This is a genomic window from Burkholderia sp. JPY481, from assembly GCF_038900515.1.
Classification (GTDB): domain Bacteria; phylum Pseudomonadota; class Gammaproteobacteria; order Burkholderiales; family Burkholderiaceae; genus Paraburkholderia; species Paraburkholderia youngii.
The window spans coordinates 239,588-265,445 of record NZ_JAYMRT010000004.1 but is presented as its reverse complement, the minus strand read 5'-3'; the positions used below and the strand labels follow the sequence as shown (position 1 = coordinate 265,445).

Sequence of the window (25,858 nt, the reverse complement as noted above, 5' to 3'; positions counted from 1 at the left end):
ACTGTGCTTCAGCGGCGGTGTCGGCCGCGGCTGGCGGTGACGACCGGGCGCAAACCTGAACGAGGCATCCGATGAGCGATCCGACCCAACCCCCCGTACCCGATTTCGCGAATCGCGATCCCAACTCGCCGGAGTTCTGGGACGAACGTTTCGAGCGCCATTACACGCCGTGGGACCAGGCGGGCGTGCCGTCCGCGTTTCGCGCGTTTGCCGAACGGCACCGCAACGCCGCCGTGCTGATTCCAGGCTGCGGCAGTGCCCACGAAGCGGTATGGCTCGCCCGTCAGGGCAACCCGGTGCGCGCGATCGATTTCTCGGCCGCCGCCGTCGCGGCGGCCCGCGAGCAACTCGGCGCGCAGCACGCATCGCTGGTCGAGCAGGCGGACTTTTTCACCTATGCGCCGCCGTTCAAGCCCGGATGGATCTATGAGCGCGCGTTCTTCTGCGCGCTGCCGCCGACGCGCCGCGCCGACTACGCGCAACGTATGGCCGAACTGCTGCCGACCGGCGGGTTGCTCGCGGGGTACTTTTTTATCGGCGCGACGCCGAAGGGGCCGCCGTTCGGCATCGCACGCGATGAGCTCGACGCGCTGTTCACGCCACATTTCGAGCTGATCGAAGACGAAGCGGTCGACGACTCGATCGCCGTATTCGCCGAACACGAGCGCTGGCTCACCTGGCGGCGTCGCAGCTAGCCCCGCGCGCCGCTCTTGAGAGCTCCGCGGGACGCCCCCATCTTGCGCGGTGGCGGGCGCATCACGCGTCCGCCACCCGAAATCCGGGGAACGGACATCGTTTGCGGCTATAATTCAAGGCTTTGCAAGCGTTTACAAGATTTCAGTAGGGATTTGGAGTAGGAAAGGATCATGCCGATCTACGCTTATCGTTGCGGGTCATGCGGCTTTGGGAAGGACGTGCTCCAGAAGATGAGCGACCCCCAGTTGACGCAGTGCCCCGAGTGCGGGAAAGACACATTTAGCAAGCAACTCACCGCCGCCGGCTTCCAGTTGAAGGGCTCCGGCTGGTACGTGACAGATTTCCGCGGCGGCAGCGGCGGCGCGAGCGCGCCGGCCACGTCGGAAGCGAAGTCCGAGCCGTCCGCAGCCGCAGCCCCGGCTGAACAGGCTGCCCCGGCCGCGCCCGAGGCCCCCGCCGCCGCGGGCGCGGCCGCAAGCCCGAGCGGTTCCGGCAGCGCCTAGTGGGACCGCCGCCCCGCGCGGGCGGCGTATCTACCGCGCATGGGCTTCGGCCCGCGCAGCTTTCTGGCGGTACACATGACGACGAAGAAATTCACGCTCAAATCGGTGTTTCTGACCGGCCTGCTGGTGCTGGTGCCTCTGGCTATCACACTGTGGGTGCTCGGTCTGATCATCGGCACGATGGACCAGACGCTGTTGCTGCTGCCTACCTCGTGGCAGCCGGAACGCGCGATCGGCTATCGCTTGCCGGGCCTCGGCGCGGTGCTCACGCTCGCGTTCATCTTCGTCGTCGGGCTGTTGACGCAAAACTTCATTGGGCAGAAGCTCGTGAAGTGGTGGGAACTGCTGGTCGCGCACATTCCGGTGGTCGGCCCGCTCTACACCAGCGTCAAGCAGGTGTCCGACACGCTGCTGTCGAGCAGCGGCAATGCATTCCGCAAGGCGCTGCTGATCGAGTACCCGCGCCGCGGTTCCTATACGATTGCGTTTCTGACCGGCATCCCGGGCGGCGACGTGGCCAACCACCTGAAGGAAGATTACGTCAGCGTGTACGTGCCGACCACGCCGAATCCGACGTCCGGCTTCTTCCTGATGGTGCCGAAAAGCGAAGTGATCGAGCTCGACATGACCGTCGACGCTGCGCTCAAGTACATCGTCTCGATGGGCGTCGTGGCGCCGTCCGCGCCACCGCCGGCGCCGGTGCGCCGCACCACCGTCGAGCCTCCGCTGTAATGCCGGCGCGCAACGCTTCATGCAGGATCGTCTGCGGCGCGCCGTTCAACCAATGCAAAACGAAAGACAAACATCATGTCGATGAGATCTGAATACTGCGGTCTGGTGACCGAAGAACTGCTGGGCCAATCCGTCTCGCTGTGCGGCTGGGTAAGCCGCCGCCGCGACCATGGCGGCGTCATCTTCATCGACCTGCGCGATCGCGAAGGGCTCGTTCAGGTCGTCTGCGATCCGGATCGCGCGGACATGTTCAAGATCGCCGAAGGCGTGCGCAACGAGTTCTGCGTGCAGGTCAAGGGCGTCGTGCGCGGTCGTCCGGAAGGCACGACCAACGCGTCGCTGAAGAGCGGCAAGATCGAAGTGCTGTGCCACGAGCTGATCGTGCTGAACGCGTCGGTCACGCCGCCGTTCCAGCTCGACGACGATAATCTGTCGGAAACCACGCGTCTCACGCATCGCGTGCTCGACCTGCGCCGTCCGCAGATGCAGCACAACCTGCGTCTGCGCTATCGCGTCGCGATCGAAGTGCGCAAGTACCTCGACGAGCAGGGCTTCATCGACATCGAAACGCCGATGCTGACGAAGAGCACGCCGGAAGGCGCGCGCGACTACCTCGTGCCGTCGCGTACGAACCCGGGCCAGTTCTTCGCACTGCCGCAGTCGCCGCAGCTGTTCAAACAGCTGCTGATGGTCGCGAACTTCGACCGTTACTACCAGATCACCAAGTGCTTCCGCGACGAAGACCTGCGCGCCGACCGTCAGCCGGAATTCACGCAGATCGACTGTGAAACCTCGTTCCTGTCGGAACAGGAAATCCGCGATCTGTTCGAGGCGATGATCCGTCACGTGTTCAGGACGACGATCGGCGTTGCGCTCGACGAGAAGTTCCCGGTCATGGAGTATGCGGAAGCGATGCGCCGCTTCGGTTCGGACAAGCCGGACCTGCGCGTGAAGCTCGAATTCACCGAGCTGACCGATGCGATGCGCGACGTCGACTTCAAGGTGTTCAGCACGCCGGCCAACACGAAGGACGGCCGCGTCGCGGCGCTGCGCGTGCCGAAGGGCGGCGAGCTGTCGCGTGGCGACATCGACAGCTATACGGAATTCGTGCGCATCTACGGCGCGAAGGGTCTCGCGTGGATCAAGGTCAACGAAGCGGCGAAGGGCCGTGACGGTCTGCAAAGCCCGATCGTCAAGAACCTGCACGATGAAGCGCTGAAGGCGATCATCGAGCGCACCGGCGCGCAAGACGGCGACATCATCTTCTTCGCGGCGGATCGCGCGAAGGTCGTCAACGACAGCCTCGGCGCCCTGCGCCTGAAGATCGGTCATTCGGAATTCGGCAAGGCCAACGGTCTCGTCGAGTCCGGCTGGAAGCCGCTGTGGGTGGTCGACTTCCCGATGTTCGAATACGACGAGGAAGACAACCGCTACGTCGCCGCGCATCACCCGTTCACGAGCCCGAAGGACGAGCACCTCGAGTACCTCGAAACGGACCCGGCGCGCTGCCTCGCGAAGGCCTACGACATGGTGCTGAACGGCTGGGAAATCGGCGGCGGCTCGGTGCGTATCTATCGTGAGGAAGTGCAGAGCAAGGTGTTCCGCGCGCTGAAGATCAACGCGGAAGAAGCGCAGGCCAAGTTCGGCTTCCTGCTCGACGCGCTGCAATACGGCGCGCCGCCGCACGGCGGTATCGCGTTCGGTCTGGACCGCATCGTCACGATGATGGCCGGCGCCGACTCGATCCGCGACGTGATCGCATTCCCGAAGACGCAACGCGCGCAGGACCTGCTCACGCAGGCGCCGAGCGAAGTCGACGAGCGTCAGCTGCGCGAGCTGCACATCCGTCTGCGTTCGCCGGAACCGAAGGCGTAAACCGTGGCCGCTTGGCGCGGCCGCAAAATAGCCACACGAGCGAAACGAAAAGGCGCTGAGGTGTACTTCACCTCAGCGCCTTTTTCATTTTTTGCGTTACAGTGAAGCCACTGCTTTCCCGACCCTTTCGACCGTCATCCGACATGTACCGCGCGTCGCGTCGCGCCCAGTTTTGAGCCATGCCGAAACCGCCGAAAATTCCGCAGTCCGTCCTCGTCATCATTCATACGCCCGCGCTCGACGTGCTGCTGCTCGAACGCGCTGACCATGCCGAGTTCTGGCAGTCGGTCACCGGTTCGAAAGACCGGCTCGACGAACCGCTCGCCGACACGGCGGTGCGTGAAGTCGCCGAGGAAACCGGCATCATGATCGGCGGCGCGCTGGTGCCGCGCAGCGCGTTGTTCGACTGGCAGTACTCGATCGACTACGAGATCTACCCGGAATATCGCTACCGCTACGAACCAGGCGTGCTCTATAACACCGAACACTGGTTCAGCTTGCAGGTGCCCGAGCGTATCGAGGTGTCGCTCGCGCCGCGCGAACACACCGCGTATATGTGGCTGCCGTATGAAGAGGCCGCATCGCGCTGCTTTTCGTCGTCGAATGCCGATGCGATCCTGCAGTTGCCGCGCCGCCTCGCCGCACGCCCGATCGACCCCCAATCCGGCCCGCTGGCCGGGGAGCGTGGCCAGTGAGCGCAGGCGGTTCGGGCCGTTTCGCGCGTCTGCGGCACACGTTGCTCGGCCGTCGTTACTGGCAGCGCTACCGCTTCACCAGCAACAACCAGGTCGAGCTTCTGCGCTCCGGTGACGACTTCTTCGACGCGCTGATCGAGCGCATCGACGCCGCCGAGCACAGCGTCGCGCTCGAAACCTACATCTTTTGCGACGACGAAGCCGGCCACGCGGTCAGCGAGGCGTTGCTGCGCGCGGCCGCGCGCGGCGTCAGGGTGCGCGTGATCACCGACGGCATCGGCACCGCGCGCCTGAAAATGTTCGATCAATGGCCGGCGGGCGGCATCGAGCATCGCATCTACAACCCGCATCTGTTCGGCCGCTTCGGCTTTTCGCGCACGCACCGCAAGCTCGCGGTGATCGACGATCGGATCGCGTATTGCGGCGGCATCAATATCGTCGACGATTACGAGAACAACGGCGAGAAGCTGCCGTACCGCCGCTGGGACTTCGCGGTCGAGCTGCGCGGGCCGGTGGTCGCCGACGTGCGCGACGCGATCGAGGTGCAGTGGCGGCGGATTCGCCTCGGCCATCGGCCGCTCGATTCGATCAGGCCAGACGTGTCGTCGCAGGACGCCAACTCGCTCGGCAGTCTGCGCCGGCGCCGGCGGCGCCGCAACGAGGAACTGTGGGCCGGCGGCGAGCCGTGCGTCGCGTTCGTCGCGCGCGATAACCTGATCAACCGCCGCGCGATCGAAAAGGCCTATCTGGCCGCGATCGGCCAGGCTCGCCATGAAATTCTGCTGGCGAATCCGTACTTCATGCCGGGGCGCAAGCTGCGTCGCGCGCTGGTGTTCGCGGCGCGGCGCGGCGTGGTCGTGAAGCTGATCATCGGGCGCAAGGAATTCAAGGCGCTCGATTACGCGGTGCCGTTCCTGTACCACGCGCTGCTGCGCGCGGGCGTGCAGATCGCCGAATACGAGAAGACGCTGCTGCACGGCAAGGTCGCGGTGGTCGATTCGAACTGGGGCACAGTCGGTTCGTCGAATCTCGATGCGCTCAGCCTGATGCTCAATAACGAAGCGAACGTCGTGCTCGTGAACGATCCGTCGATCGCGAAACTTCGCGATGCGATTCTCGATGCATTCACGGACGCGCGCCGGATCGATGAAGCGCACTACGAATCGCGACCGGCGCGTGTGCGCGCGCTGAGCTGGATCGCGTACACGAGCTACCGCGTCGCGATGAAACTGCTGACGGTCGGCGGCTACGATTGACACCAATAAAACCACGCACGCGCCCGTCGGCAACCATCGATTCAAGGCAAACGCCTCTAAAAATCTGATTGATCTGATGGTCGAAAGCCGCAAAATTAGAGGCCGGTTAGAAACCGGTTTCTAATAAAGTCCTTGTTTCGCGGACGGCAAGCACTCAATAATAGTACGGCCGTTCGATTTTCAATTCGGTCACATTGGAACGGTAGAACAGCTATGCGAAAAGGCGAACAAACCCGAGCCGCGATTCTCGACGCAGCACTCGATCTGGCAAGCCGAGACGGACTGGAAGGTCTGACGATTGGCCTGCTGGCCGAGCGCATGCAGATGAGCAAAAGCGGCGTGTTCGCGCATTTCGGGTCGCGCGAGGATCTGCAGGTCGAGGTCGTGCGCGAATATCACCGCCGTTTCGAAGACGAGGTGTTTTTCCCGAGCCTGCGCGAGCCGCGTGGTCTGCCGCGCTTGCGCGCGATGATTTCCCGCTGGTTCGAGAAGCGCATTCAGGAAGTCACGACCGGATGCATTTACATCAGCGGCGCCGTCGAATACGACGATCGCGCGGACAGCCAGGTGCGCGAGCAACTGGTGTCGAGCGTGACGACGTGGCGCGCGGCGCTCACGCGCGCGATTTCGCAAGCGATGGAAGAAGGGCATCTGCGTGCCGATACCGATCCGGAGCTGATGCTGTTCGAACTGTATAGCGTCACGCTCGGCCTGCATCATGACGCGCGCTTCCTGCATTTGCCGGATGCGGTGCGTCTCACGTGGGCCGCGCTCGAAAAACTGATTAATTCGTATCAGAGCGAAAGCCGTTAGCGGCGTCGCCGGAACTTACCGGAAACGCGCGGCGCACAAGGTCCGTACACGGACCCGGCCAACGGCCTGGCTTTTTGTCAATCTAGGGAGAGGAAGTCATGGGACAGTACGCCGCGCCGCTGCGCGACATGCAATTCGTGTTGCACGAACTGCTCAACGTCGAAGCCGAACTTCGGCACATGCCGAAGCACGCCGATCTCGACGCCGACACGATCAACGCGGTGCTCGAGGAAGCCGGCAAGTTCTGCTCCGAGGTGCTGTTCCCGCTCAACCACAGCGGCGATCAGGAAGGCTGCACGTATGCCGGCGACGGCGTCGTGACCACGCCAAAGGGCTTCAAGGAAGCCTATCAACAATACGTCGAAGCCGGCTGGCCGGCGCTTGGCTGCGACCCGGAATACGGCGGTCAGGGGCTGCCCGCGTTCGTCAACAACGCGCTCTATGAAATGCTGAACTCGGCGAATCAGGCGTGGACGATGTATCCGGGCCTGTCGCACGGCGCGTACGAATGCCTGCACGCGCATGGCACGCCGGAACTGCAGCAGCGCTATCTGCCGAAGCTCGTCGCGGGCGTCTGGACCGGCACGATGTGTCTGACCGAGCCGCATTGCGGCACCGACCTCGGCATTCTGCGCACCAAGGCCGAGCCGAACGGCGACGGCTCGTACTCGATCAGCGGCACCAAGATTTTCATCTCGAGCGGTGAACACGATCTGGCGGAGAACATCGTTCACCTCGTGCTCGCGCGTCTGCCGGATGCGCCGAAGGGCACCAAGGGCATTTCGCTGTTCATCGTGCCGAAGTTCGTGCCGAACGAAGCGGGCGAGCCCGGCGAGCGCAATGGCGTGAAGTGCGGCTCGATCGAGCACAAGATGGGCATTCACGGCAACGCGACCTGCGTGATCAATCTCGACAACGCGAAGGGCTGGATGGTCGGCGAGCCGAACAAAGGCCTGAATGCAATGTTCGTGATGATGAATGCCGCGCGTCTCGGCGTCGGCATGCAGAGCCTCGGCCTCACCGAAGTCGCGTATCAGAACTCGCTCACGTACGCGAAAGAGCGTCTGCAGATGCGTTCGCTGACGGGCCCGAAGGCACCGGAGAAGGCCGCCGATCCGATCATCGTGCATCCGGACGTGCGTCGCATGCTGCTCACGCAGAAGGCCTACGCCGAAGCCGGCCGCGCGTTCTCGTACTGGTCGGCGCTGCAGATCGACAAGGAGCTGTCGCACGCCGACGAAGCCGAGCGCAAGGAAGCCGCCGACCTCGTCGCGCTGCTCACGCCGATCCTGAAGGCGTTCCTGTCGGACAACGCGTTCGAAGGCACCAATCACGCGATGCAGATCTACGGCGGCCACGGCTTCATCGCCGAATGGGGCATGGAGCAGTACGTGCGCGACGCGCGCATCAACATGATCTACGAAGGTACCAACGGCATCCAGTCGCTCGATCTGCTCGGCCGCAAGGTGCTCGGCGACATGGGCGCGAAGCTGAAAAAGTTCGGCAAGCTCGTCGCCGAGTTCGTCGAAGCCGAAGGCATCAAGCCGGAAATGCAGGAGTTCGTGAACCCGCTCGCCGACATCGGCGAGAAGGTGCAGAAGCTGACGATGGAAATCGGCATGAAGGCGATGCAGAACCCGGACGAAGTCGGCGCCGCGGCCGTGCCGTATCTGCGCACGGTCGGCCACCTGGTGTTCTCGTACTTCTGGGCGCGCATGGCGCGTATCGCGCTGGACAAAGAGGCATCCGGCGATCCGTTCTACAAGGCGAAGCTCGCGACCGCTCGGTTCTACTTCGCGAAGCTGCTGCCCGAAACGGCAATGACGATCCGCCAGGCGCGGGCCGGTTCGAAGCCGATGATGGACGTCGAAGAAGCGTTGTTCTAACGCTCACAGAGAGAGCGAGGCGCCGGCGCGCAGCGAACCCGCGCTGCCTCGCTCCAGACCACACACCTCGCGCGAAGCATGGCTGACGCTTCGCGCCACCGCACAACTCTCCGGAGAAACGACGTGAGCAATCTGATCATTCGCAAGGTAGCCGTACTCGGCGCCGGCGTGATGGGCGCGCAGATCGCCGCGCACCTGATCAACGCCAAGGTGCCCGTGCTGCTGTTCGATCTGCCCGCCAAGGAAGGCCCGAAAAACGGCATCGCGCTGAAGGCGATCGAGAATCTGAAGAAGCTGTCGCCGGCGCCATTCGGCGTGAAGGACGACGCGCAATACATCCAGCCCGCGAACTACGACGACGACATCGAAAAGCTCGCCGAGTGCGACGTCGTGATCGAAGCGATCGCGGAGCGCATGGACTGGAAGCACGACCTGTACAAGAAGGTCGCGCCGCACATCGGTCCGAACGCGATCTTCGCGACCAATACGTCGGGGCTGTCGATCACCGCGTTGTCCGAAGGTTTCTCGGACGAACTGAAGGCGCGCTTCTGCGGCGTGCACTTCTTCAATCCGCCGCGCTACATGCATCTGGTCGAACTGATCCCGACCGCGACGACGCGTCCGGAAATTCTCGATCAGCTCGAAACCTTCCTGACCAGCGTGGTCGGCAAAGGCGTCGTGCGCGCGAAGGACACGCCGAACTTCATCGCCAATCGCGTCGGCGTTTTCTCGATCCTCGCGGTTATCGCCGAAGCCGGGAAGTTCGGTCTGCGTTTCGACGAAGTGGATGACCTGACCGGCGCGCGCCTCGGCCGCGCGAAGTCGGCGACGTTCCGCACCGCCGACGTGGTCGGTCTCGACACGATGGCGCACGTCATTAAGACGATGCAGGACACGCTGCCGGACGATCCCTTCTTGCCGGTCTACGAAACGCCTGCCGTGCTCGCTGAACTGGTGAAGAAAGGCGCGCTCGGCCAGAAGAGCGGCGCCGGCTTCTACCGCAAGGAAGGCAAGGCGATCAAGGTGCTCGATCCGAAGACCGGCAACTACGTCGACGGCGGCGGCAAGGCGGACGAAATCGTCGGCCGCATCCTGAAGCGTCCGGCTGCCGAGCGCCTGAAGCTGTTGCGCGAAACGCAGCATCCGCAGGCGCAGTTCCTGTGGTCGATCTTCCGCGACGTCTATCACTACATCGCCGTGCATCTGGAGTCGATCGCCGACAACGCGCGCGACGTCGACCTCGCGATCCGCTGGGGCTTCGGCTGGAACGAAGGTCCGTTCGAAGGCTGGCAGACGGCCGGCTGGAAGCAGGTCGCCCAGTGGGTGCAGGAAGACATCGCGGCAGGCAAGGCGCTCGCCAACGTGCCGCTGCCTTCGTGGGTGCTCGAAGGCGCGGTCGCCGACAAGGGCGGCGTGCACACGGCTGAAGGTTCGTGGTCGCCGGCCACGCAGAGCTTCGTGCCGCGCTCGTCGCTCGACGTGTACAAGAAGCAGGTGTTCCGTGCGCCGCTCGTCGGCGAAACCGGCGCCGATCCGAAGACCTTCGGCAAGACGCTGTTCGAGACCGATGCGGTGCGCGCATGGGTCGACGATCGCGCGGGCGAGGACGACGTGCTGATCGTGTCGTTCAAGAGCAAGATGAACACGATCGGACCGGCGGTGATCGAAGGTCTGACGCGGGCGATCGAACTGGCCGAGAAGGACTACAAGGGCCTCGTCGTGTGGCAGCCCACGTCGCTGAAGCTCGGCACGCCGGGCGGTCCGTTCTCGGCGGGCGCGAACCTCGAGGAAGCGATGCCCGCGTTCATGATGGGCGGTGCGAAGGGCATCGAGCCGTTCGTGAAGAGTTTCCAGCAGGGCATGCTGCGCGTGAAGTACGCGAACGTGCCGGTGGTTGCGGCGATCTCGGGTATCGCGCTCGGCGGCGGCTGCGAGCTCGCGCTGCACAGCGCGAAGCGCGTCGCGCACATCGAGAGCTATCTGGGTCTCGTCGAAGTCGGCGTGGGTCTGGTGCCGGCGGGCGGCGGCCTGAAAGAAGCGGCACTGCGCGCGGCGGAAGCGGCAAGCCAGGTTGGCGCGACCAACGATCTGCTGAAGTTCCTGCAGAAGTCGTTCGAGAACGCGGCAATGGCGAAGGTCTCGTCCTCGGCGCTCGATGCTCGCGCGATGGGCTATCTGAAGCCGTCCGACACGATCGTCTTCAACGTGTTCGAACTGCTCGACGTCGCGAAGAAGGAAGCGCGCGCGCTTGCCGCTGCGGGCTATCGTGCGCCGCTGCGCGCGACGCAGGTGCCGGTCGCGGGCCGCTCGGCGATCTCGACGATCAAGGCGTCGCTCGTCAACATGCGTGACGGCCGCTTCATCAGCGATCACGACTTCCTGATCGCGAGCCGCATCGCGGAAGCGGTGTGCGGCGGCGACGTCGAAGCGGGCAGCCTCGTCGACGAAGAATGGCTGCTGCAACTCGAGCGTCGTGCGTTCGTCGAGCTGCTCGGCACGCAGAAGACGCAGGAACGGATCATGGGCATGCTGCAGACCGGCAAGCCGGTGCGCAACTAAGCGGCGACTTGCGCCGACAGAGGAACTCGAAATGGCAAAGCAATTGCAAGACGCATATATCGTCGCCGCGAGCCGCACGCCGATCGGCAAGGCGCCGCGCGGCATGTTCAGGAACACGCGCCCGGATGAACTGCTGGTTCACGCGATCAAGTCGGCCGTCGCTCAGGTGCCCGGACTCGACACCGGCGTGATCGAAGACGCGATCGTCGGCTGCGCGATTCCGGAAGCGGAGCAGGGCCTGAACGTCGCGCGGATCGGCGCGCTGCTCGCCGGTCTGCCGAACACGGTCGGCGGCGTCACGGTGAACCGCTTCTGCGCGTCGGGTCTGACCGCGCTCGCGATGGCCGCGGACCGCATCCGCGTCGGCGAAGCGGACGCGATGATCGCGGGCGGCTGCGAATCGATGAGCATGGTGCCGATGATGGGCAACAAGCCGTCGCTGTCGCCGCATATCTTCGATCGCAACGAAGACGTCGGCATCGCATACGGCATGGGCCTGACCGCGGAGAAAGTCGCCGAGCGCTGGAAGATCAGCCGCGAAGCGCAGGACGCGTTCTCGGTCGAATCACACCGCCGCGCGATCGAGGCGCAACGGTCCGGCGAATTCAACGACGAAATCGCCGCGTACACGATCACCGACCGCGTGCCCGATCTCGCGACCGGCGAGATCAGCGTGAAAACGCGCGAGGTGAAGCTCGACGAAGGTCCGCGCGCGGACACGTCGATGGAAGGCCTGGCGAAGCTGCGCGCGGTGTTCGCGAACAAGGGCTCGGTCACGGCCGGCAACAGCTCGCAGACGTCGGACGGCGCGGGTGCGCTGATCGTCGTGTCGGAAAAGATCCTCAAGCAGTTCAACCTGACGCCGCTCGCGCGCTTCGTCAGCTTCGCGGTGCGCGGCGTGCCGCCGGAAATCATGGGCATCGGCCCGAAGGAAGCGATTCCGGCCGCGCTGAAGGCCGCCGGCCTGAAGCAGGACGACCTCGACTGGATCGAGCTTAATGAGGCGTTTGCCGCGCAGTCGCTCGCGGTGATTCAGGACCTCGGCCTCGATGCGTCGAAGATCAACCCGCTCGGCGGCGCGATCGCACTGGGCCATCCGCTCGGCGCGACGGGCGCGATTCGTGCGGCGACCGTGGTGCACGGCCTGCGCCGCCGCAACTACAAGTACGGCATGGTGACGATGTGCGTCGGTACCGGCATGGGCGCGGCGGGCATCATCGAGCGTCTGTGAGCCGCTGATCGAACGGGGGATCCTTCGGTGATCCACTAAGGACCGTGCAACGGTTCGCAGGCCGCCCGGCTTGCGAACCGTTTTTACATTCAGCAGGAGCACAAGGAGATGAGCGGGATGACGACGGATATTCTGGTCGAGCGCGCCGATGCGGTGCTGACCATCAGCTTCAACCGGCCCGGCAGGAAAAACGCGATCACGGCCGCGATGTATCAGACGATGGCCGACACGCTCGTAGAAGCGCAGGGCGACACGTCGGTGCGCGCGATCCTGATTCGCGGCAGCGCGGGCATTTTCAGCGCCGGCAACGATCTCGAAGACTTCATGAAGACGCCGCAGGTCAGCGGCAACCCGCCGGTGATCCAGTTCCTGCGCGCGATCAGCGCGGCGGAGAAGCCGCTCGTGGCGGCGGTCGCGGGGCCGGCGGTTGGCGTCGGCACGACGCTGCTGCTGCATTGCGATCTGGTCTACGCGGCCGACACCGCGAGCTTTTCGCTGCCGTTCACGCAGCTCGGGCTGTGCCCGGAGGCGGCGTCGAGCTTGCTGCTGCAACGCGTAGCCGGCTATCAGGCGGCGGCGGAAAAACTGCTGCTCGGCGAGGCGTTCGACGCGGCGGAAGCGCTCCGCATGGGCTTGGTGAATCGCGTGCTGCCGGCGGGCGAAGTCGATGCGTTCGCGGCGTCGCAGGCTGCGAAGCTGGCAGCGCTGCCGGCGTCGTCATTGCGCGTGACGAAGAGCCTGATGAAACGCGCGAGCCAACAGGAAGTGCAGACGCAGATGAGCGAGGAATTCGTGCACTTCGGCAAGATGCTGCTCGCGCCTGAGGCGCGCGAGGCGTTCAAGGCGTTCTTCGAGAAGCGCAAGCCGGATTTCCGGCAGTTCGACTGAGGGACGTACGGCGCAGTCCTGCTTCGTGGCGGGTTAGCCGCGAGTCGCCGCTGCGCCGCTTCGATCGCTCAACCCCGCGGCTGCCACGTGTCGTAATCGACGTAGCTGCCTTCGCGGCAGAAGCTCACGAGCCGCACACCCGCCTCGCGCGCAATCGCAATTGCGAGCGACGACGGCGCCGAGATCGTCGCGACCATCGGCACGTCGACGCGCGCGGCCTTGCGCACCAGTTCGTAGCTCGCGCGGCTCGACAAAAACACGAAACCGTCGCGCGTATCGGCGCGATCGAGCACGAGCTGGCCGATCAGCTTGTCGAGCGCGTTGTGGCGGCCGACGTCCTCGAACGCATAGCGGATCGCGCCTTGCGCATCACACCACGCGGCCGCGTGCAGGCCGCCCGTCAAACGCGTGAGCGCCTGGTGCTCGGGCAGCGCGCGCGCGGCGCGCGCGATCGCATCGGCCGCGAGCCGTTGCAGAAAACCGGTGTCCGCTACACGCTGCGGTTTCAGATCGAGCAGATCGATGCTTTCGATGCCGCACACGCCGCAGCCGGTGCGCCCGGCGAGCGCGCGGCGCTTTTCCTTCAAACCGGCGAACGCCTGTTGCACGACCTGCAACCGCACCTCGGCATGCGGCAGTTCGCCATGCCCGTGCAGTTCGACCTCGATGTCCTGAATATCGCTGCCGCGCTCGACGATCCCCTCGGAAATCGCGAAGCCGACCGCGAACGCTTCGAGATCGCGCGGCGTGCACATCATCACCGCGTGCGAGATGCCGTTGAACACCAGCGCGACCGGCCACTCCTGGCCGACGTGATCGGTGGCGGTTTCGATCGACGTGCCGCGATGGCGGCGCACCTCGAGTTGCACCGCGCCGGGTTGTTCGTCGCTGTCGAGGTCGTGGGGCTGCCCGTTTGCCGCCTCGGTTGCGCGTCCGTTTTCCTGTCCGTTCAAGCTGCTTCACTCCTGTAGCATGCCGCGCATTCAAGTGCCCGCCCGGCTCGCCGTATGCTTCAAGGCCGCCGCCGCGCGGGCCGCCGTCGCGCGAATAAGGTTCTAAAATACCTCAAGCGACGCCCGCACGCTGTCCGCCACCGACAAGGAGCACTGACATGGGACTCAACGAAGCACCGCTTCTGTTCGACTTCGAAGTCGCGTCTTCGGAGAATTTCACTTATATCCCGATGTCGGTGCGCTTCAATCTCGACCGTTTCGGGCTGCGCATCACGCTCGCGCAGTGGCAGCAACTGCCGCTCGAAGACCGCAAGCTGCTCGCGCGTTTCCCGGTCGAAGAGGACACGCAGATCGAACCGAACTTCGATCACGCGCTGTTCGAGATGCTGCGCACGCACGCGAACATCGAACCGGAGTGGTTCACGCCGGAGGAGTCGCCGGCCTGGCGGCAAACCGACAGTGTGCCCGACGGCGTCGCGCATCAGGCGGGGCTGGCGGGGCTCGCCGCGCCGAGCGTCGCGCGCTGGGCGGAGCTCGATCCATTCAAGCGCTACGTGCTCGCGAAGCTGTCGCGCAAGCCCGAGGCGAACCACGATTTCGTCCCGGCGATGAAGGAGTTTGGAGCGGCCGGCTAGGCGCGGCCGGCTAGGTGCGGCCGGCTAGGCGCGGCCGGCCAGGAGCGGGGCGCTCCGCAACCTCCCCCCAATCCTCAGATTTTTTTCACGCCGACCCTCAACCCGCTTCCGATCGCTGCCGATATCCAAAGGTTGGCGCGTAAAAGATTTGCATCGATGCGGCCCGACGCACCGGTAGCGAGCGCGCTCTCCCGCCCTCGGAACGATTGACGTTCGGAACCCATGAATCCTTTTTTGTCGAAGCGACTGCTGATCAATATTGCGGTCGTGGTCGTCGCGGTCGGTGCAAACGCGTTCGTCGCGTACACGCAGATTCGCGGGCAGCGAGACGCCGATGCGCGCCTCGCGCGCTCGACCAGCGTGCGCCAGAACCTCGATGCGTATCACGCCGCGCTCGGTAAAGCGCTCGCCGCGGTGCACCGCCTGAAGGAATCGGGCGATCCGGTCCCGCCGGACGCGGCCGCTTCGATGACGAGCACACTCGCGAGCCGCGAGGATGCATTGCGCGACGAGCTCGCGACCGAGCCGCCCATGTCGGCGGCGCTCGCCAGCCTGAGCGCGGCGCGGCACGCGCTGCAGCACGATCTAGATGAGACGCTGCGCAACCACGCGAGCGACTTACCCGGCGCGGCCAGCGTGACGTCGGGCGCCGCATCGACCGAAGCACCGATCTCGGCCTCCCCCGACGCATCCGTCGACTCCGCGCCGTCCAACCCGCAGCTTGCCGCCTCGCTAGAGCGTGTCGAAGCCGCGCTCGCCACGTTGCGCAGCGAGGAAAACCGCTCGTTGCAAGCCGCGCTCGCGGCATCGGCGAGCGACAGCCAGCGCGCGATGTTCGTACTGCTCGTGACGATGCTCTCCGGCAGCGTGCTGCTGATGCTTACGTTCGGCGTGCGCGAGAACAGCGCGCGTGAAAAGCTGCGCAGCGCCCGCGCGCTGGCGCGCAACGACGAGCGTTTTCGCAGCCTGTTCGACGATCACCGGGTGCCGATGTACATCTTCGATCGCGACACGCTGCGCTTTCTCGCCGTCAACACTGCCGCGATCGAGCAATACGGCTACACGGAAAGCGAGTTTCTGCGTATGACGATCCGCGCGATTCACCCGAATTCCGAAGTTGCGCGCCTCGAGAGGCACCTGGCGCGCAGCGCGGACTTGCGCCAGAGCCACACGATGGCAGGCATCTGGCGGCATCGGCGCAAGGACGGTACGATCGTCAGCGTCAACATGTCGTATCACGCGCTCAGCTTCATGAGCCGCGACGCGTCGTTCGTGCTGGCGGACGACGTGACCGATCAGATCAACGCCGAAGCCGAAGCGCTGCGCTCGAATCAGATGCTCGAAGCGGTGATCGACAACATTCCGCAGCGGATCTTCTGGAAGGATCTGAACTCGCGCTATCTGGGCTGCAACATGGCGTTCGCGCGCGACGCGGGGCTCGCGTATCCCGAGCAGGTGATCGGCAAGAGCGACACCGATTTGCCGTGGCGCGCGTTCGCCGACCTGCTGAACGAGCACGATCGAGAAGTCGCGAGCACCGGGGTGCCGAAGATGAACTTCGAGGTCGACTTCGTGATCGACGGCGTGCATCGCACGAGGGTCACGAGCAAGCTGCCGTTCACCGACGGCGACGGCCAGGTGATCGGCGTGCTCGGCTCGTACACCGACATCACCGAGCAAAAGCGCGCCGATCTCGCGCTGCGTCTGCAAAGCCGTGCGCTCGACGCGAGTGTCAACGCGATCCTGATTACCGCGCCGTCGCCGTCGGGCAATCTGATCGAATACGTGAATCCGGCGTTCATGCGCATCACCGGCTACGATCTCGATGAGGTGATCGGTCACGACTGCCGCGTGCTGCAGCGCGACGACCGTGATCAGGAAGGCGTCGCGTTGATCCGCGAGGCGCTCGCGGCGAATCGCGAGGTCAGCGCGGTGGTGCGCAACTATCGTAAGGACGGCGCGCTGTTCTGGAATCAGCTGTTCATCGCGCCTGTGCCGAACGCGGAAGGCGTGATCACCCATCATATCGGCGTGATCAACGACGTCACCGAGCTGATCCGCTATCAGGAACAACTCGAATACCAGGCCAACTACGACGGCCTCACGCGGCTGCCGAACCGCAACCTGCTGCGCGACCGGCTCGAACATGCGCTCGTCGTCGCGCAGCGGCATCACACGGGCGTGGCAGTCGTGTTCCTCGATCTCGACGGCTTCAAGAACGTCAACGACAGCCTCGGTCATAGCGTCGGCGACCGGCTGCTCGGCGTGGTCGCCGAGCGGCTCGCGCGCTGCTCGCGCACTAGCGACACGGTCGCGCGCCACGGCGGCGACGAGTTCGTGATCGTGATGACCGACACCGTCGACGAGCAATCGCTGATCACGTGGATGGAGCGCGTGCGCGCGTCGATCGCCGAGCCCGTGTGGCTCGACGGCACGGAGCTGTACGTCGGCTGCAGCATGGGTGCGAGCCTGTTCCCGCAAGACGGCGAGGACGCCGAAACGCTGATGAAGAAGGCCGACGTCGCGATGTACCGCGCGAAGGACATGGGCCGCAACACGTTCCAGTTCTACCAGCCGGAGATGAACGCGAGCGCGGGCGCGCGCCTGAATCTCGAACGGCGCCTGCGCCGCGCGCTGCGCGACAACGAGTTCCTGCTGCACTATCAGCCGCAGGTCGATATCGTCAGCGGCCAGATCGTCGGCATCGAGGCGCTGGTGCGCTGGCGCGATCCGGAGGCCGGGCTCGTGCCGCCGTCGTCGTTCATTCCGCTCGCCGAGGAAAGCGGGCTGATCGGGCCGCTGTCGGAGTGGGTGCTGCGCGAGGCATGTCGGCAGAACAAGGCGTGGCAGGATCAGGGCTTGCCGCCCGCGCGCGTGTCGGTGAATCTGTCGGCGCGGGTGTTCCAGCAGCGCGACATCGCGAAGCTCGTGATGCAGGTGCTCGCCGAGACCGGGCTCGAACCGAAGTATCTCGAACTCGAGCTGACCGAGAGCACGATCATGCGCAACGCGGAAGAAGCGGTGTTGATGCTCAACGAGCTGCACGCGCTCGGCATCGGTCTCGCGATAGACGACTTCGGCACCGGCTATTCGAGCCTCAGCTATCTGAAACGTTTCCCGGTGGACCGCCTCAAGATCGACCGCTCGTTCGTATCGGATATCGGCGTGTCGGGCGACGACGAGACGATCACGTCGGCGATCATCGCGCTCGCGCATTCGCTGAAGCTGCAGGTGATCGCCGAGGGCGTCGAAACGTCCGCACAACTCAACTTCCTGAAAGAACGCGCGTGCGACGAGATGCAGGGCTTCTATTTCGCGAAGCCGCTATCGACCGAGGGGATTTCCGAGCTGCTGCATGGCGGGTTGGTGCCGGAGCTGGAGCCGGCGTGAAGGGGGCGTGACCCGCGGCGCCCAGGGTCGCCGCGTGTCGCCGCGGGCCGTGTCAAACGCCGGTCACTCCGCTGGCGTGTCCTTGAATACCGGCAGGCTTTCCGCGAACGCGGAAAATTTCTCGAGCCGCGGATGATCGGCCTTGCTGACCGCCTCCGGCAGCAGCATGTGCGTGAACTGCCATGCGACGGCGACGGCCACGTCCGCCGCGCTGAACTGCTGCTGCGTGTCGGGCAGCGGCCCTTCGCCCAACTCGCGTTCGAGTTCGGCATAGGCGGCGAGCAGTTGCGCTCTTACGCGCTCCACCCACGGTTCATGCTGCTTCTCCTGCGGCCGCAGATTGCGCTCGTAGACGATCTGCACGCTCTTTTCGCACGCGGCGAGCGCGAGACCCGTCAGGCGCGCGGCGCGCAACGCCGCGTCGGCTTGAGTCGGGAACAGCGGAGTGGGACCGGCGAGCGTCGCCAGATACTGCAGGATCACCGTCGAATCCATCACGACCGCGCCGTTGTCGGCGACGAGCGTCGGCGCTTTGACGACCGGGTTGATCTTTGCGAACTGGTCGTAGGTGCGGAATACCGAAATCGACTCGTGTTCGAAGTCGAGCGCGAGCAGCTTCATGCAGATGGCGACGCGCCGCACGTACGGCGAGTCGAGCATTCCGATCAGTTTCATCACGTATCCATTAGAAGAGCGACTATGGGGCGCCCGGGCCTCGTGCGCTGATCGGCTGCAACGGCTAGCGGGTGGCGCGGCGCGTGACGCGGGGAACCGCTAGCTTAAGCATCCTTGCTGGCTCAGTCCAGCACGGGCAGTGCGCGCGGACGGCGGTCGCTATCGGTGGCGACGTAGGTGAGGATCGCTTCCGTGACCTTGACGACTTCCTGCGACAGGCTCATCCGCTGCGCGTAGACCTCGACCGACACCGTCACCGACGTATTGCCGGTCTTCACGATATCCGCGTAAAAGCTCAGCAGGTCGCCGACGAACACCGGCTGCTTGAACAGGAACGAATTGACCGCGATCGTCGCGACCCGTCCATTCGCGCGACGGCTTGCCGGAATCGAGCCGGCGATGTCGACCTGCGCCATGATCCAGCCGCCGAAAACGTCGCCGTGAATGTTCGCGTCCGACGGCTGCGGCATCACGCGCAGCGCGCAAGGCTTGGAAGGAAGTTGAAGAAGATCGGTCATCGGGACATCCTTGGGAAACGTGTTCGAGTGTATTGACGCGCACGGACGCAACGGCTGGGCCAGCCCGACCATAGGCTGCGGAAAGCGCCGCCAGCTGGCTTCTGCGACAATACGGGGGATCACGAATTGTACGGGAAAGCGCCCAGCCAGGCGCGCGAGCCGCGCCGCTGCGAACTCCGGCAGTTCCACACTCTCTCCACGATTTATGCGCCGCGCCCCTTCGTCAGAACCTTCGCCGATTTCCACCGGACCCCGCAACGACTGGCAAACGATCCTGTCGCTGCTGCCATATCTTGCAACCTACAAATGGCGAGTCGGCATCGCGCTCGGCTGCCTGATCGGCGCGAAGGTCGCGAACCTCGGCGTGCCGATCGTGATGAAGCACATCGTCGACAGTCTCGCGTCGATCCGGCATCTGACCGCGCTCGGCCGCGCGCAGGACGCGCCCGGCATCGTGCTGCTCGGCGGTGTCGGTTTGCTGGTGGTCGCGTATGCGGTGGTGCGGCTGTCCACGTCGTTCTTCACCGAGCTGCGCGAAATGCTGTTTTCGAAAGTGACGGAAAGCGCGGTGCGCCAGCTCGCGCTGAAAGTGTTTCGTCATCTGCACGGGCTGTCGCTGCGTTTCCATCTGGAGCGGCAGACGGGCGGCATGTCGCGCGATATCGAACGCGGCACGCGCGGCATCACGCAGCTGATTTCCTATTCGCTGTACAGCATCCTGCCGACGCTCGTCGAAGTGGGGCTCGTTCTCGGCTTTTTCGTCGTCAAGTACGAGGCCTATTACGCGATCGTCACGTTCATCGCGCTCGCGGCCTACATCGCGTTCACGGTGAAGGTCACCGAGTGGCGCACTCACTTTCGCCGCACGATGAACGAGCTCGATTCGAAGGCGAATTCGCGCGCGATCGACTCGCTGCTCAACTACGAGACCGTCAAGTACTTCGGCAACGAGGAGTGGGAGGCGAGCCGCTACGACGAAAACCTGAAGCGCTATCGCGCGGCGGCGATCAAGTCGCAGCGTTCGCTGTCGGCGCTGAACTTCGGACAGCAGGCGATCATCGGCACGGGGCTCGTGTTCATCCTGTGGCGCGCGACCCAGGGCGTGATGGCCGGGCGCCTGACGCTCGGCGACCTGGTGCTGATCAACACGTTCATGCTGCAGCTGTATATCCCGCTGAATTTTCTCGGCGTGGTCTATCGTGAGCTGAAGCAAAGCCTGACCGACATGGACCGCATGTTCACGCTGCTCGGCGCGCCGCAGGAAGTGCCCGATGCGCCCAATGCGGTGGCCTTGCAGGTCAGCGGCGCGCAGGTGCGTTTCGACAACGTGAGCTTCGCGTACGAGTCTTCGCGACCGATTCTGCACGACGTGAGCTTTACCATCGCGGCCGGCACGACGACCGCGGTGGTCGGCCACAGCGGCTCGGGCAAGTCGACGCTCGCGCGGCTCCTGTTCCGCTTCTACGATCTCGACCGCGCGACGGGCGGCGCGATCCGGATCGACGGGCAGGATATTCGCGACGTCACGCAGGATTCGTTGCGCGCGTCGATCGGCATCGTGCCGCAGGACACGGTGCTATTTAACGACTCGATCTACTACAACATCGCGTACGGGCGGCCGTCGGCGACGCGCGACGAAGTGATCGCGGCGGCGCGCGCCGCGCACATCCACGAGTTCATCGAGAGTCTGCCGAAGGGCTACGACACGCCGGTCGGCGAGCGCGGGCTCAAGCTGTCCGGCGGCGAAAAGCAGCGCGTCGCGATCGCGCGGACCATCCTGAAGAATCCGCCGATCCTGCTGTTCGACGAAGCGACGTCCGCACTGGATTCACGCTCGGAGCGCGCGATCCAGCACGAACTCGACCTGATCGCGCGCGAACGCACGACGCTGATCATCGCGCACCGGTTATCGACGGTCGTGCACGCGCAGCAGATCATCGTGATGGACAAGGGGCGCATCGTCGAGCGCGGCACGCACGCCGAGCTATTGCGCGCGAACGGCCTGTTCGCGCAGATGTGGGCGTTGCAGCAGCGCGCCGCGCAGACCACGGACGCGGTGGAAAGGGCGGAAGCGGTCGGCGCGGGCGAGAGCGCGGCGAAGTAAAGCTCAGCGCGAGCGCAACAGCCGATCGAGCGCTTCCAGCTGCGCCTGCGTGCCGACGTTCTCCCACACGCCTTCGTACAGCTCGCCGCTCGCGAGCCCACGCGCGATCGTCTCGCGATAATACGGGCTCAGCGCGCGCCGTGTGCCCCGCGGCAGATCGCGGAACATGCGCGTGTCGTACAGCCCGAAACTGCCGAACGTGAGGCGCGGCTGCGTGTCGAGCGACAGCACGCCGTCGACGAGGCCGAAGTCGCCGTTCGGGTGAAACGGCGGATTCGGCACCATTACCAGATGCATGCCGGGCTCGGGCAGCGCCTGCAGCGCGCCGGCGTGCGCGTGCAGTGCGGCGTAGTCGTAATCGGTGTAGACGTCGCCGGCCACCGCGACGAACACGTGATCCGCGCCGTCGTCGGTCAGTAGCGGGAGCGCCTGCGCGATGCCGCCCGCGGTCTCCAGCGCCTCGTGCTCGGGCGAGTAGCGCAATTCGACCTGCCAGCGCGAACCGTCGCCGAGCGCGGCTTCGAGCTGCGCGCCGAGCCACGCATGATTGATCACGATGCTACGGATGCCGGCCCGCGCGAGCCGTTCGATCTGCCACACGATCAGCGGCTTGCCGCCCACTTCGAGCAAGGGCTTCGGGCACGCGTCGGTCAACGGACGCATGCGCTCGCCGCGGCCCGCGGCGAAAATCATCGCTTTATTCACGGACGTCGTCATCGGTCAGAAGGTGTAGCCGATTTCCTGGGCGCGGCCTTCGAGGTCGTCGAGCAGTTTCGCGAACCCGCGCAGCGGCGCGTAACGCTCGGCCACCTTGCGCGCATAGCCGATGAAGCGCGGCAGGTCTTTCATGTAATGCGCCTTGCCGTCGCGGTAGTTGATGCGGCAGAACAGGCCGAGCACCTTGATGTGCCGCTGCAGCCCCATCCATTCGAGCTGGCGATAGAACTCGCCAAAATCGGCATCGACCGGCAGGCCGGCTTTTTTCGCGCGCTCCCAGTAGTACACGAAGCAGTCGAGCTCGAACTCCTCGTCCCAGCTGAGGAACGCATCGCGCAGCAGCGACACGACGTCGTACGTGATCGGCCCGTACACCGCGTCCTGGAAGTCGATCACGCCGGGGTTCGGCTCGGTGATCATCAGATTGCGCGGCATGAAATCGCGCAGCATGAAGCTTTGCGGCTGCGCGCGCGCGCTCGCGATCAGCAGCGCGAACGTGCGATCGAGCTGCGCGCGCGTTGCGGCATCGACCTCGCGGCCAAGGTGCCGGCCGATGAACCACTCGGGCATCAGCTCCATTTCGCGATGCAGGAACGCTTCGTCGAACGGCGGCAGCACGTCTGCGCGCGAGCTGAGCTGCCAGCGGATCAGAGCGTCGAGCGCGTCGCGTATCAGCGTGCGGGCCGCGCGGGTATCACCCGCGGCCTGCGCGTCGATCAGCGCGCCGAGGTACGGCGCGGTGCCGAGATCGGTGACGAGCATGAAGCCCGCGTCGAAGTCGACCTCGAGCACGCGCGGCACGTGCACGCCGGCCGCGTCGAGCAATTGCGCGATCTGCGCGAATTCGCGGCATTTTTCGGGCGGCGGCGCGTCGACGGCGATCAGCGTGGCCACGCCGTTGCCTTGCGGCGCCTTACCGGCGAGCCGGAAATAGCGGCGGAAACTGGCGTCGGACGAGGCCGGAACGATCGTGTCGAGCTCCAGCGCATGGCGTGCGGCGTGGCCTTGCAGCCAGGCCTTGAGCAGGGAGAGGCGGGTGTCGGTGAAGTCTTGGGTGGAAGGCAGCGTCATGAAAAGCGGCGGCAAATTCTTGGGGACAACGTCTTGCCATATAATACCCCACGACTTTTTTGACGCGACTCACACGCCAGCTTTCGCGTGCTCCGTTTTACCGCCCGCCTCATCACTCGGCAAATTGGGATCCAGACGTGCAGCCGACTCTCACGGTCGCGGTGTGCAGGCGGTGGATCGTGACGACGGAAGCTTGCACACGGGTCGACTCGCCAAACGATACATGCCGCCCAGACAGCTTTCCGATACCACTCCTTCCTGTGCAGTAGTGCCGCGCAAAAGGCGGCTCGTCGCGGCGCTTGTCGCCGTTCCGGGCCTGATGCCCGCGCTTGCGCACGCCCAGCTGGTGGGGGAAGCTGCGCAACCGCAAGCGGTCTACCCGCCGTGGGGCATGCAGCTCGCGCCACAGCTCGAGGATCATCCGTTGCAAACGGGCCAGCGGCCGGCCACCTTCGTGCTCGGCGACCATGCGAGCGGCACGGTCGACCAGGATCTGGCCGCCAAGGGCTCGGCCGAAGTGCGCCACAACACGTCCGTGATCAAGGCCGATGGCCTGCACTACGACCAGGACACGGACATGGCCGATGCGTACGGCAATGTCCACGTGATCAATACCGGCAATACCTTCATCGGGCCCGAAGCGCATCTGCGCGTCGATTCGACCGAAGGCTTCATGACCGCGCCGAAGTATCGCTTCACGTTGACGGGCGGCTCGGGCAGCGCGCAGCGCGTCGACCTGCTCGACGCCGAGCGCTCGGTGTTCACGAAGGCCACCTACACCGCGTGCGCGTGCACGGACGATCCGGCCTGGTACATCAAGGGCAGCGAGTTCGATTTCGACACCGGCGCCGACGAAGGCGTCGCCTACAACAGCGTGCTGTTCTTCCAGGGCGTGCCGGTGTTCGCGTCGCCGTGGTTGTCGTTCCCGCTGTCGGGCGAGCGGCGCAGCGGCCTGTTGCCGCCCACGTTCTCGCTCAGCTCGTCGAACGGCTTCGAGCTGTCGGTGCCGTATTACTTCAACATCGCGCCGAATCGAGATCTGACGGTCACGCCGCGTCTGATCTCGAAGCGCGGTGTGCAGTTGCAGAGCACGTTCCGCTATCTGTCGCCAACGTATTCCGGTTCGATCACCGGTGAATTTCTGCCTGACGATCGCCTGACGAAGACCAACCGCTACGCGCTGTACATCCAGCACAACCAGAATTTCGGTAACGGCTTCGGCGGCTACATCTACTACAACAAGGTCTCGGATAACACCTATCCGCAAGACCTGTCGTCGTCGGTCAACCAGTTCATGAACGGCCTCCAGCTCCTGTATCAGCAGGAAGCCGGGGTGACCTACAACAACGGGCCGTGGTCCGTGCTCGCGCGCGAGCAGCACTGGCAGACGCTGCAGGAGTCGGTCGCGCCGTACGGCCGCGAGCCGCAGTTGAACGTGAAGTACGCGAAGTACAACGTCGGCGGCTTCGACTTCGGCGCCGAAGCCGACTACACGAACTTCCGCATCACCACCGCGGACCTGACCGAAGGCCAGCGGGTGCTGTTCAACCCGTACGTGTCGTATTCGGTGGTGGGGCCGGGCTACTTCGTCACGCCGAAGGTGCAGTGGCACTTCGCGTCGTACAACCTGAACAACATCGGCACCGATCTGAACGGGGTGCCGAACCCGCAGAAGAATTTCACCGAGTCGATCCCGACCTTTACGTTCGACACGGGGCTGACCTTCGAGCGCTCGGTGCGCCTGTTCGGCCAGGATTTCATCCAGACGCTGGAGCCGAGGCTGTACTACGTCTATACGCCGTACCGCAACCAGAACAACGCGCCGCTGTTCGATACCGCCGAGTCCGACTTCGGCCTCGCGGAAATCTTCACGCCGAACACGTTCGTCGGTAACGACCGGATCGCCGACGCGAACCGCCTGACCGCTGGTCTCACCACGCGCTTCATCAACCCGGCCACCGGCGACGAACGCGCGCGCTTCGTGATCGCGCAGCAGTACTATTTCCGCGATCAGCGTGTCACGTTGCAGCCTTCGCAGACGAGCGCGCAGGCCACGCACTCGGACCTGATCGCGGGTGCGGCGATCAAGCTGGGTGCCGGTTTCGCTTCGGAAACGGCGTTCCAATATAATGCGGACAATAACCAGCTCACGAAGACGAGCGTCGGCTTCGGCTTCAGTCCGGAGACCGGCAAGGTCCTCAACGTGGCGTACCGCTACACCCGCGCCAACACCACGCTCGACAACCAGCCGATCAATCAGGTGCTGATTTCGGGTCAATGGCCGCTGTCGCACCGGATGTACGGTGTCGGCCGGTTCAACTATGACCTCGGTGGCCACCGTATCGTCGACGGCCTGGTCGGCCTGCAATACGACGCGGATTGCTGGACGCTCGGCGCCGGCATCCAGCGCTACGCGAACGGCCTGAACTCGTCGGGACAGAATCAGTCGAGCACGCGGTTTCTGGCGCAGTTGACGTTCAAGGGCTTGTCGAGCGTCGACAACGGGCTGATGACCGCGTTCCGCAGCAGTGTGGCCGGCTACACGCCGTTGCCGCCACCGCCACCGCCGGAGTCGCGGTTCACCAACTACGAATGACGGTCGCCCGGTCATTCACGGCTTGCGAAAAGACGGGCGAAGCGCCCGACATCATTGGAGTATCT

20 protein-coding genes are annotated in these 25,858 nt (G+C 64.8%); 15 read left to right on the top strand and 5 right to left on the bottom strand.

Going from position 1 to position 25,858, the window contains the following annotated elements; translation table 11 throughout:
• Positions 1-71 precede the first annotated feature (71 nt).
• The 11 genes from VSR82_RS13195 to VSR82_RS13145 all read left to right on the top strand — a co-directional run bounded on the left by VSR82_RS13195 (position 72) and on the right by VSR82_RS13145 (position 13,134).
• Positions 72-695 carry a methyltransferase domain-containing protein gene (locus tag VSR82_RS13195; protein ID WP_429460936.1) on the top strand — a complete coding sequence of 208 codons (624 nt, stop codon included), beginning with the start codon at positions 72-74 and terminating at the stop codon, positions 693-695.
• A gap of 171 nt (positions 696-866) precedes the next feature.
• A complete protein-coding gene (locus VSR82_RS13190) occupies positions 867-1,199 on the top strand; it encodes an FmdB family zinc ribbon protein (RefSeq protein ID WP_429460934.1) in 333 nt (110 codons plus the stop codon).
• Between the two features lie 75 nt (positions 1,200-1,274).
• Positions 1,275-1,931, top strand: a complete 657-nt coding sequence (locus tag VSR82_RS13185) for a DUF502 domain-containing protein (protein WP_026228003.1) — start codon at positions 1,275-1,277, stop codon at positions 1,929-1,931.
• 75 nt (positions 1,932-2,006) lie between these two features.
• Positions 2,007-3,806, top strand: a complete 1,800-nt coding sequence (gene aspS / locus VSR82_RS13180; protein ID WP_429460932.1) for an aspartate--tRNA ligase — start codon at positions 2,007-2,009, stop codon at positions 3,804-3,806.
• A 179-nt stretch (positions 3,807-3,985) separates the two neighbouring features.
• On the top strand, positions 3,986-4,501 hold the full coding sequence (gene nudB, locus VSR82_RS13175) for a dihydroneopterin triphosphate diphosphatase (protein ID WP_368584482.1): 516 nt from the start codon (positions 3,986-3,988) through the stop codon (positions 4,499-4,501).
• Positions 4,498-5,757: a cardiolipin synthase ClsB gene (gene clsB / locus VSR82_RS13170; protein WP_410842332.1), complete on the top strand. Its 1,260-nt coding sequence runs from the start codon at positions 4,498-4,500 to the stop codon at positions 5,755-5,757. Before nudB ends, clsB begins: the two co-directional genes overlap by 4 nt.
• A 213-nt stretch (positions 5,758-5,970) precedes the next feature.
• Positions 5,971-6,570, top strand: coding sequence for a TetR/AcrR family transcriptional regulator (locus VSR82_RS13165; protein ID WP_410848154.1), 600 nt, complete (start codon positions 5,971-5,973; stop codon positions 6,568-6,570).
• Between the two features lie 98 nt (positions 6,571-6,668).
• Positions 6,669-8,456 carry an acyl-CoA dehydrogenase C-terminal domain-containing protein gene (locus VSR82_RS13160; protein ID WP_152854723.1) on the top strand — a complete coding sequence of 596 codons (1,788 nt, stop codon included), beginning with the start codon at positions 6,669-6,671 and terminating at the stop codon, positions 8,454-8,456.
• A gap of 123 nt (positions 8,457-8,579) precedes the next feature.
• Positions 8,580-11,015, top strand: a complete 2,436-nt coding sequence (locus VSR82_RS13155) for a 3-hydroxyacyl-CoA dehydrogenase/enoyl-CoA hydratase family protein (protein WP_429460928.1) — start codon at positions 8,580-8,582, stop codon at positions 11,013-11,015.
• 31 nt (positions 11,016-11,046) lie between these two features.
• On the top strand, positions 11,047-12,246 hold the full coding sequence (locus VSR82_RS13150; RefSeq protein WP_368584486.1) for an acetyl-CoA C-acyltransferase: 1,200 nt from the start codon (positions 11,047-11,049) through the stop codon (positions 12,244-12,246).
• Between the two features lie 117 nt (positions 12,247-12,363).
• Positions 12,364-13,134: an enoyl-CoA hydratase gene (locus VSR82_RS13145; RefSeq protein ID WP_429460926.1), complete on the top strand. Its 771-nt coding sequence runs from the start codon at positions 12,364-12,366 to the stop codon at positions 13,132-13,134.
• Between the two features lie 68 nt (positions 13,135-13,202).
• On the opposite strand, the gene fdhD is transcribed toward VSR82_RS13145, so the two are convergent.
• Positions 13,203-14,087, bottom strand: a complete 885-nt coding sequence (gene fdhD / locus VSR82_RS13140; protein WP_429460924.1) for a formate dehydrogenase accessory sulfurtransferase FdhD — start codon at positions 14,085-14,087, stop codon at positions 13,203-13,205.
• 158 nt (positions 14,088-14,245) lie between these two features.
• Here fdhD and VSR82_RS13135 point away from each other — a divergent pair, with 158 nt between their 5' ends.
• A complete protein-coding gene (locus VSR82_RS13135) occupies positions 14,246-14,722 on the top strand; it encodes a nitrate reductase associated protein (protein WP_013088389.1) in 477 nt (158 codons plus the stop codon).
• Positions 14,723-14,944: 222 nt separating this feature from the next.
• On the top strand, positions 14,945-18,112 hold the full coding sequence (locus VSR82_RS13130) for a sensor domain-containing protein (RefSeq protein ID WP_429460922.1): 3,168 nt from the start codon (positions 14,945-14,947) through the stop codon (positions 18,110-18,112).
• 63 nt (positions 18,113-18,175) lie between these two features.
• On the opposite strand, the gene VSR82_RS13125 is transcribed toward VSR82_RS13130, so the two are convergent.
• Both VSR82_RS13125 and VSR82_RS13120 read right to left on the bottom strand, forming a co-directional pair.
• Positions 18,176-18,787 (bottom strand): glutathione S-transferase family protein, encoded by a 612-nt coding sequence (locus VSR82_RS13125; RefSeq protein WP_368584490.1) that lies wholly within the window; start codon positions 18,785-18,787, stop codon positions 18,176-18,178.
• Between the two features lie 122 nt (positions 18,788-18,909).
• Positions 18,910-19,305, bottom strand: a complete 396-nt coding sequence (locus tag VSR82_RS13120) for an acyl-CoA thioesterase (protein WP_013088392.1) — start codon at positions 19,303-19,305, stop codon at positions 18,910-18,912.
• A 205-nt stretch (positions 19,306-19,510) separates the two neighbouring features.
• Between VSR82_RS13120 and VSR82_RS13115 the strand changes: the two genes are divergently transcribed.
• Complete coding sequence (locus tag VSR82_RS13115; RefSeq protein ID WP_429460919.1) at positions 19,511-21,409, top strand: ABCB family ABC transporter ATP-binding protein/permease; 1,899 nt, start codon at positions 19,511-19,513, stop codon at positions 21,407-21,409.
• Positions 21,410-21,412: 3 nt separating this feature from the next.
• Here the strand turns inward: VSR82_RS13115 and murU are convergent, their stop codons facing one another.
• Together murU and VSR82_RS13105 are read right to left on the bottom strand one after the other, a co-directional pair.
• Positions 21,413-22,126, bottom strand: coding sequence for an N-acetylmuramate alpha-1-phosphate uridylyltransferase MurU (gene murU / locus VSR82_RS13110; protein WP_429460917.1), 714 nt, complete (start codon positions 22,124-22,126; stop codon positions 21,413-21,415).
• Positions 22,127-22,129: 3 nt separating this feature from the next.
• The gene (locus VSR82_RS13105; protein WP_429460915.1) at positions 22,130-23,197 is read right to left on the bottom strand and encodes an aminoglycoside phosphotransferase family protein; all 1,068 of its coding nucleotides are present in this window, start codon (positions 23,195-23,197) and stop codon (positions 22,130-22,132) included.
• 223 nt (positions 23,198-23,420) lie between these two features.
• On the opposite strand from VSR82_RS13105, the gene VSR82_RS13100 reads away from it, so the two are divergent.
• Positions 23,421-25,793 (top strand): LPS-assembly protein LptD, encoded by a 2,373-nt coding sequence (locus tag VSR82_RS13100; protein ID WP_429460913.1) that lies wholly within the window; start codon positions 23,421-23,423, stop codon positions 25,791-25,793.
• The last annotated feature ends 65 nt before the right edge of the window (positions 25,794-25,858 follow it).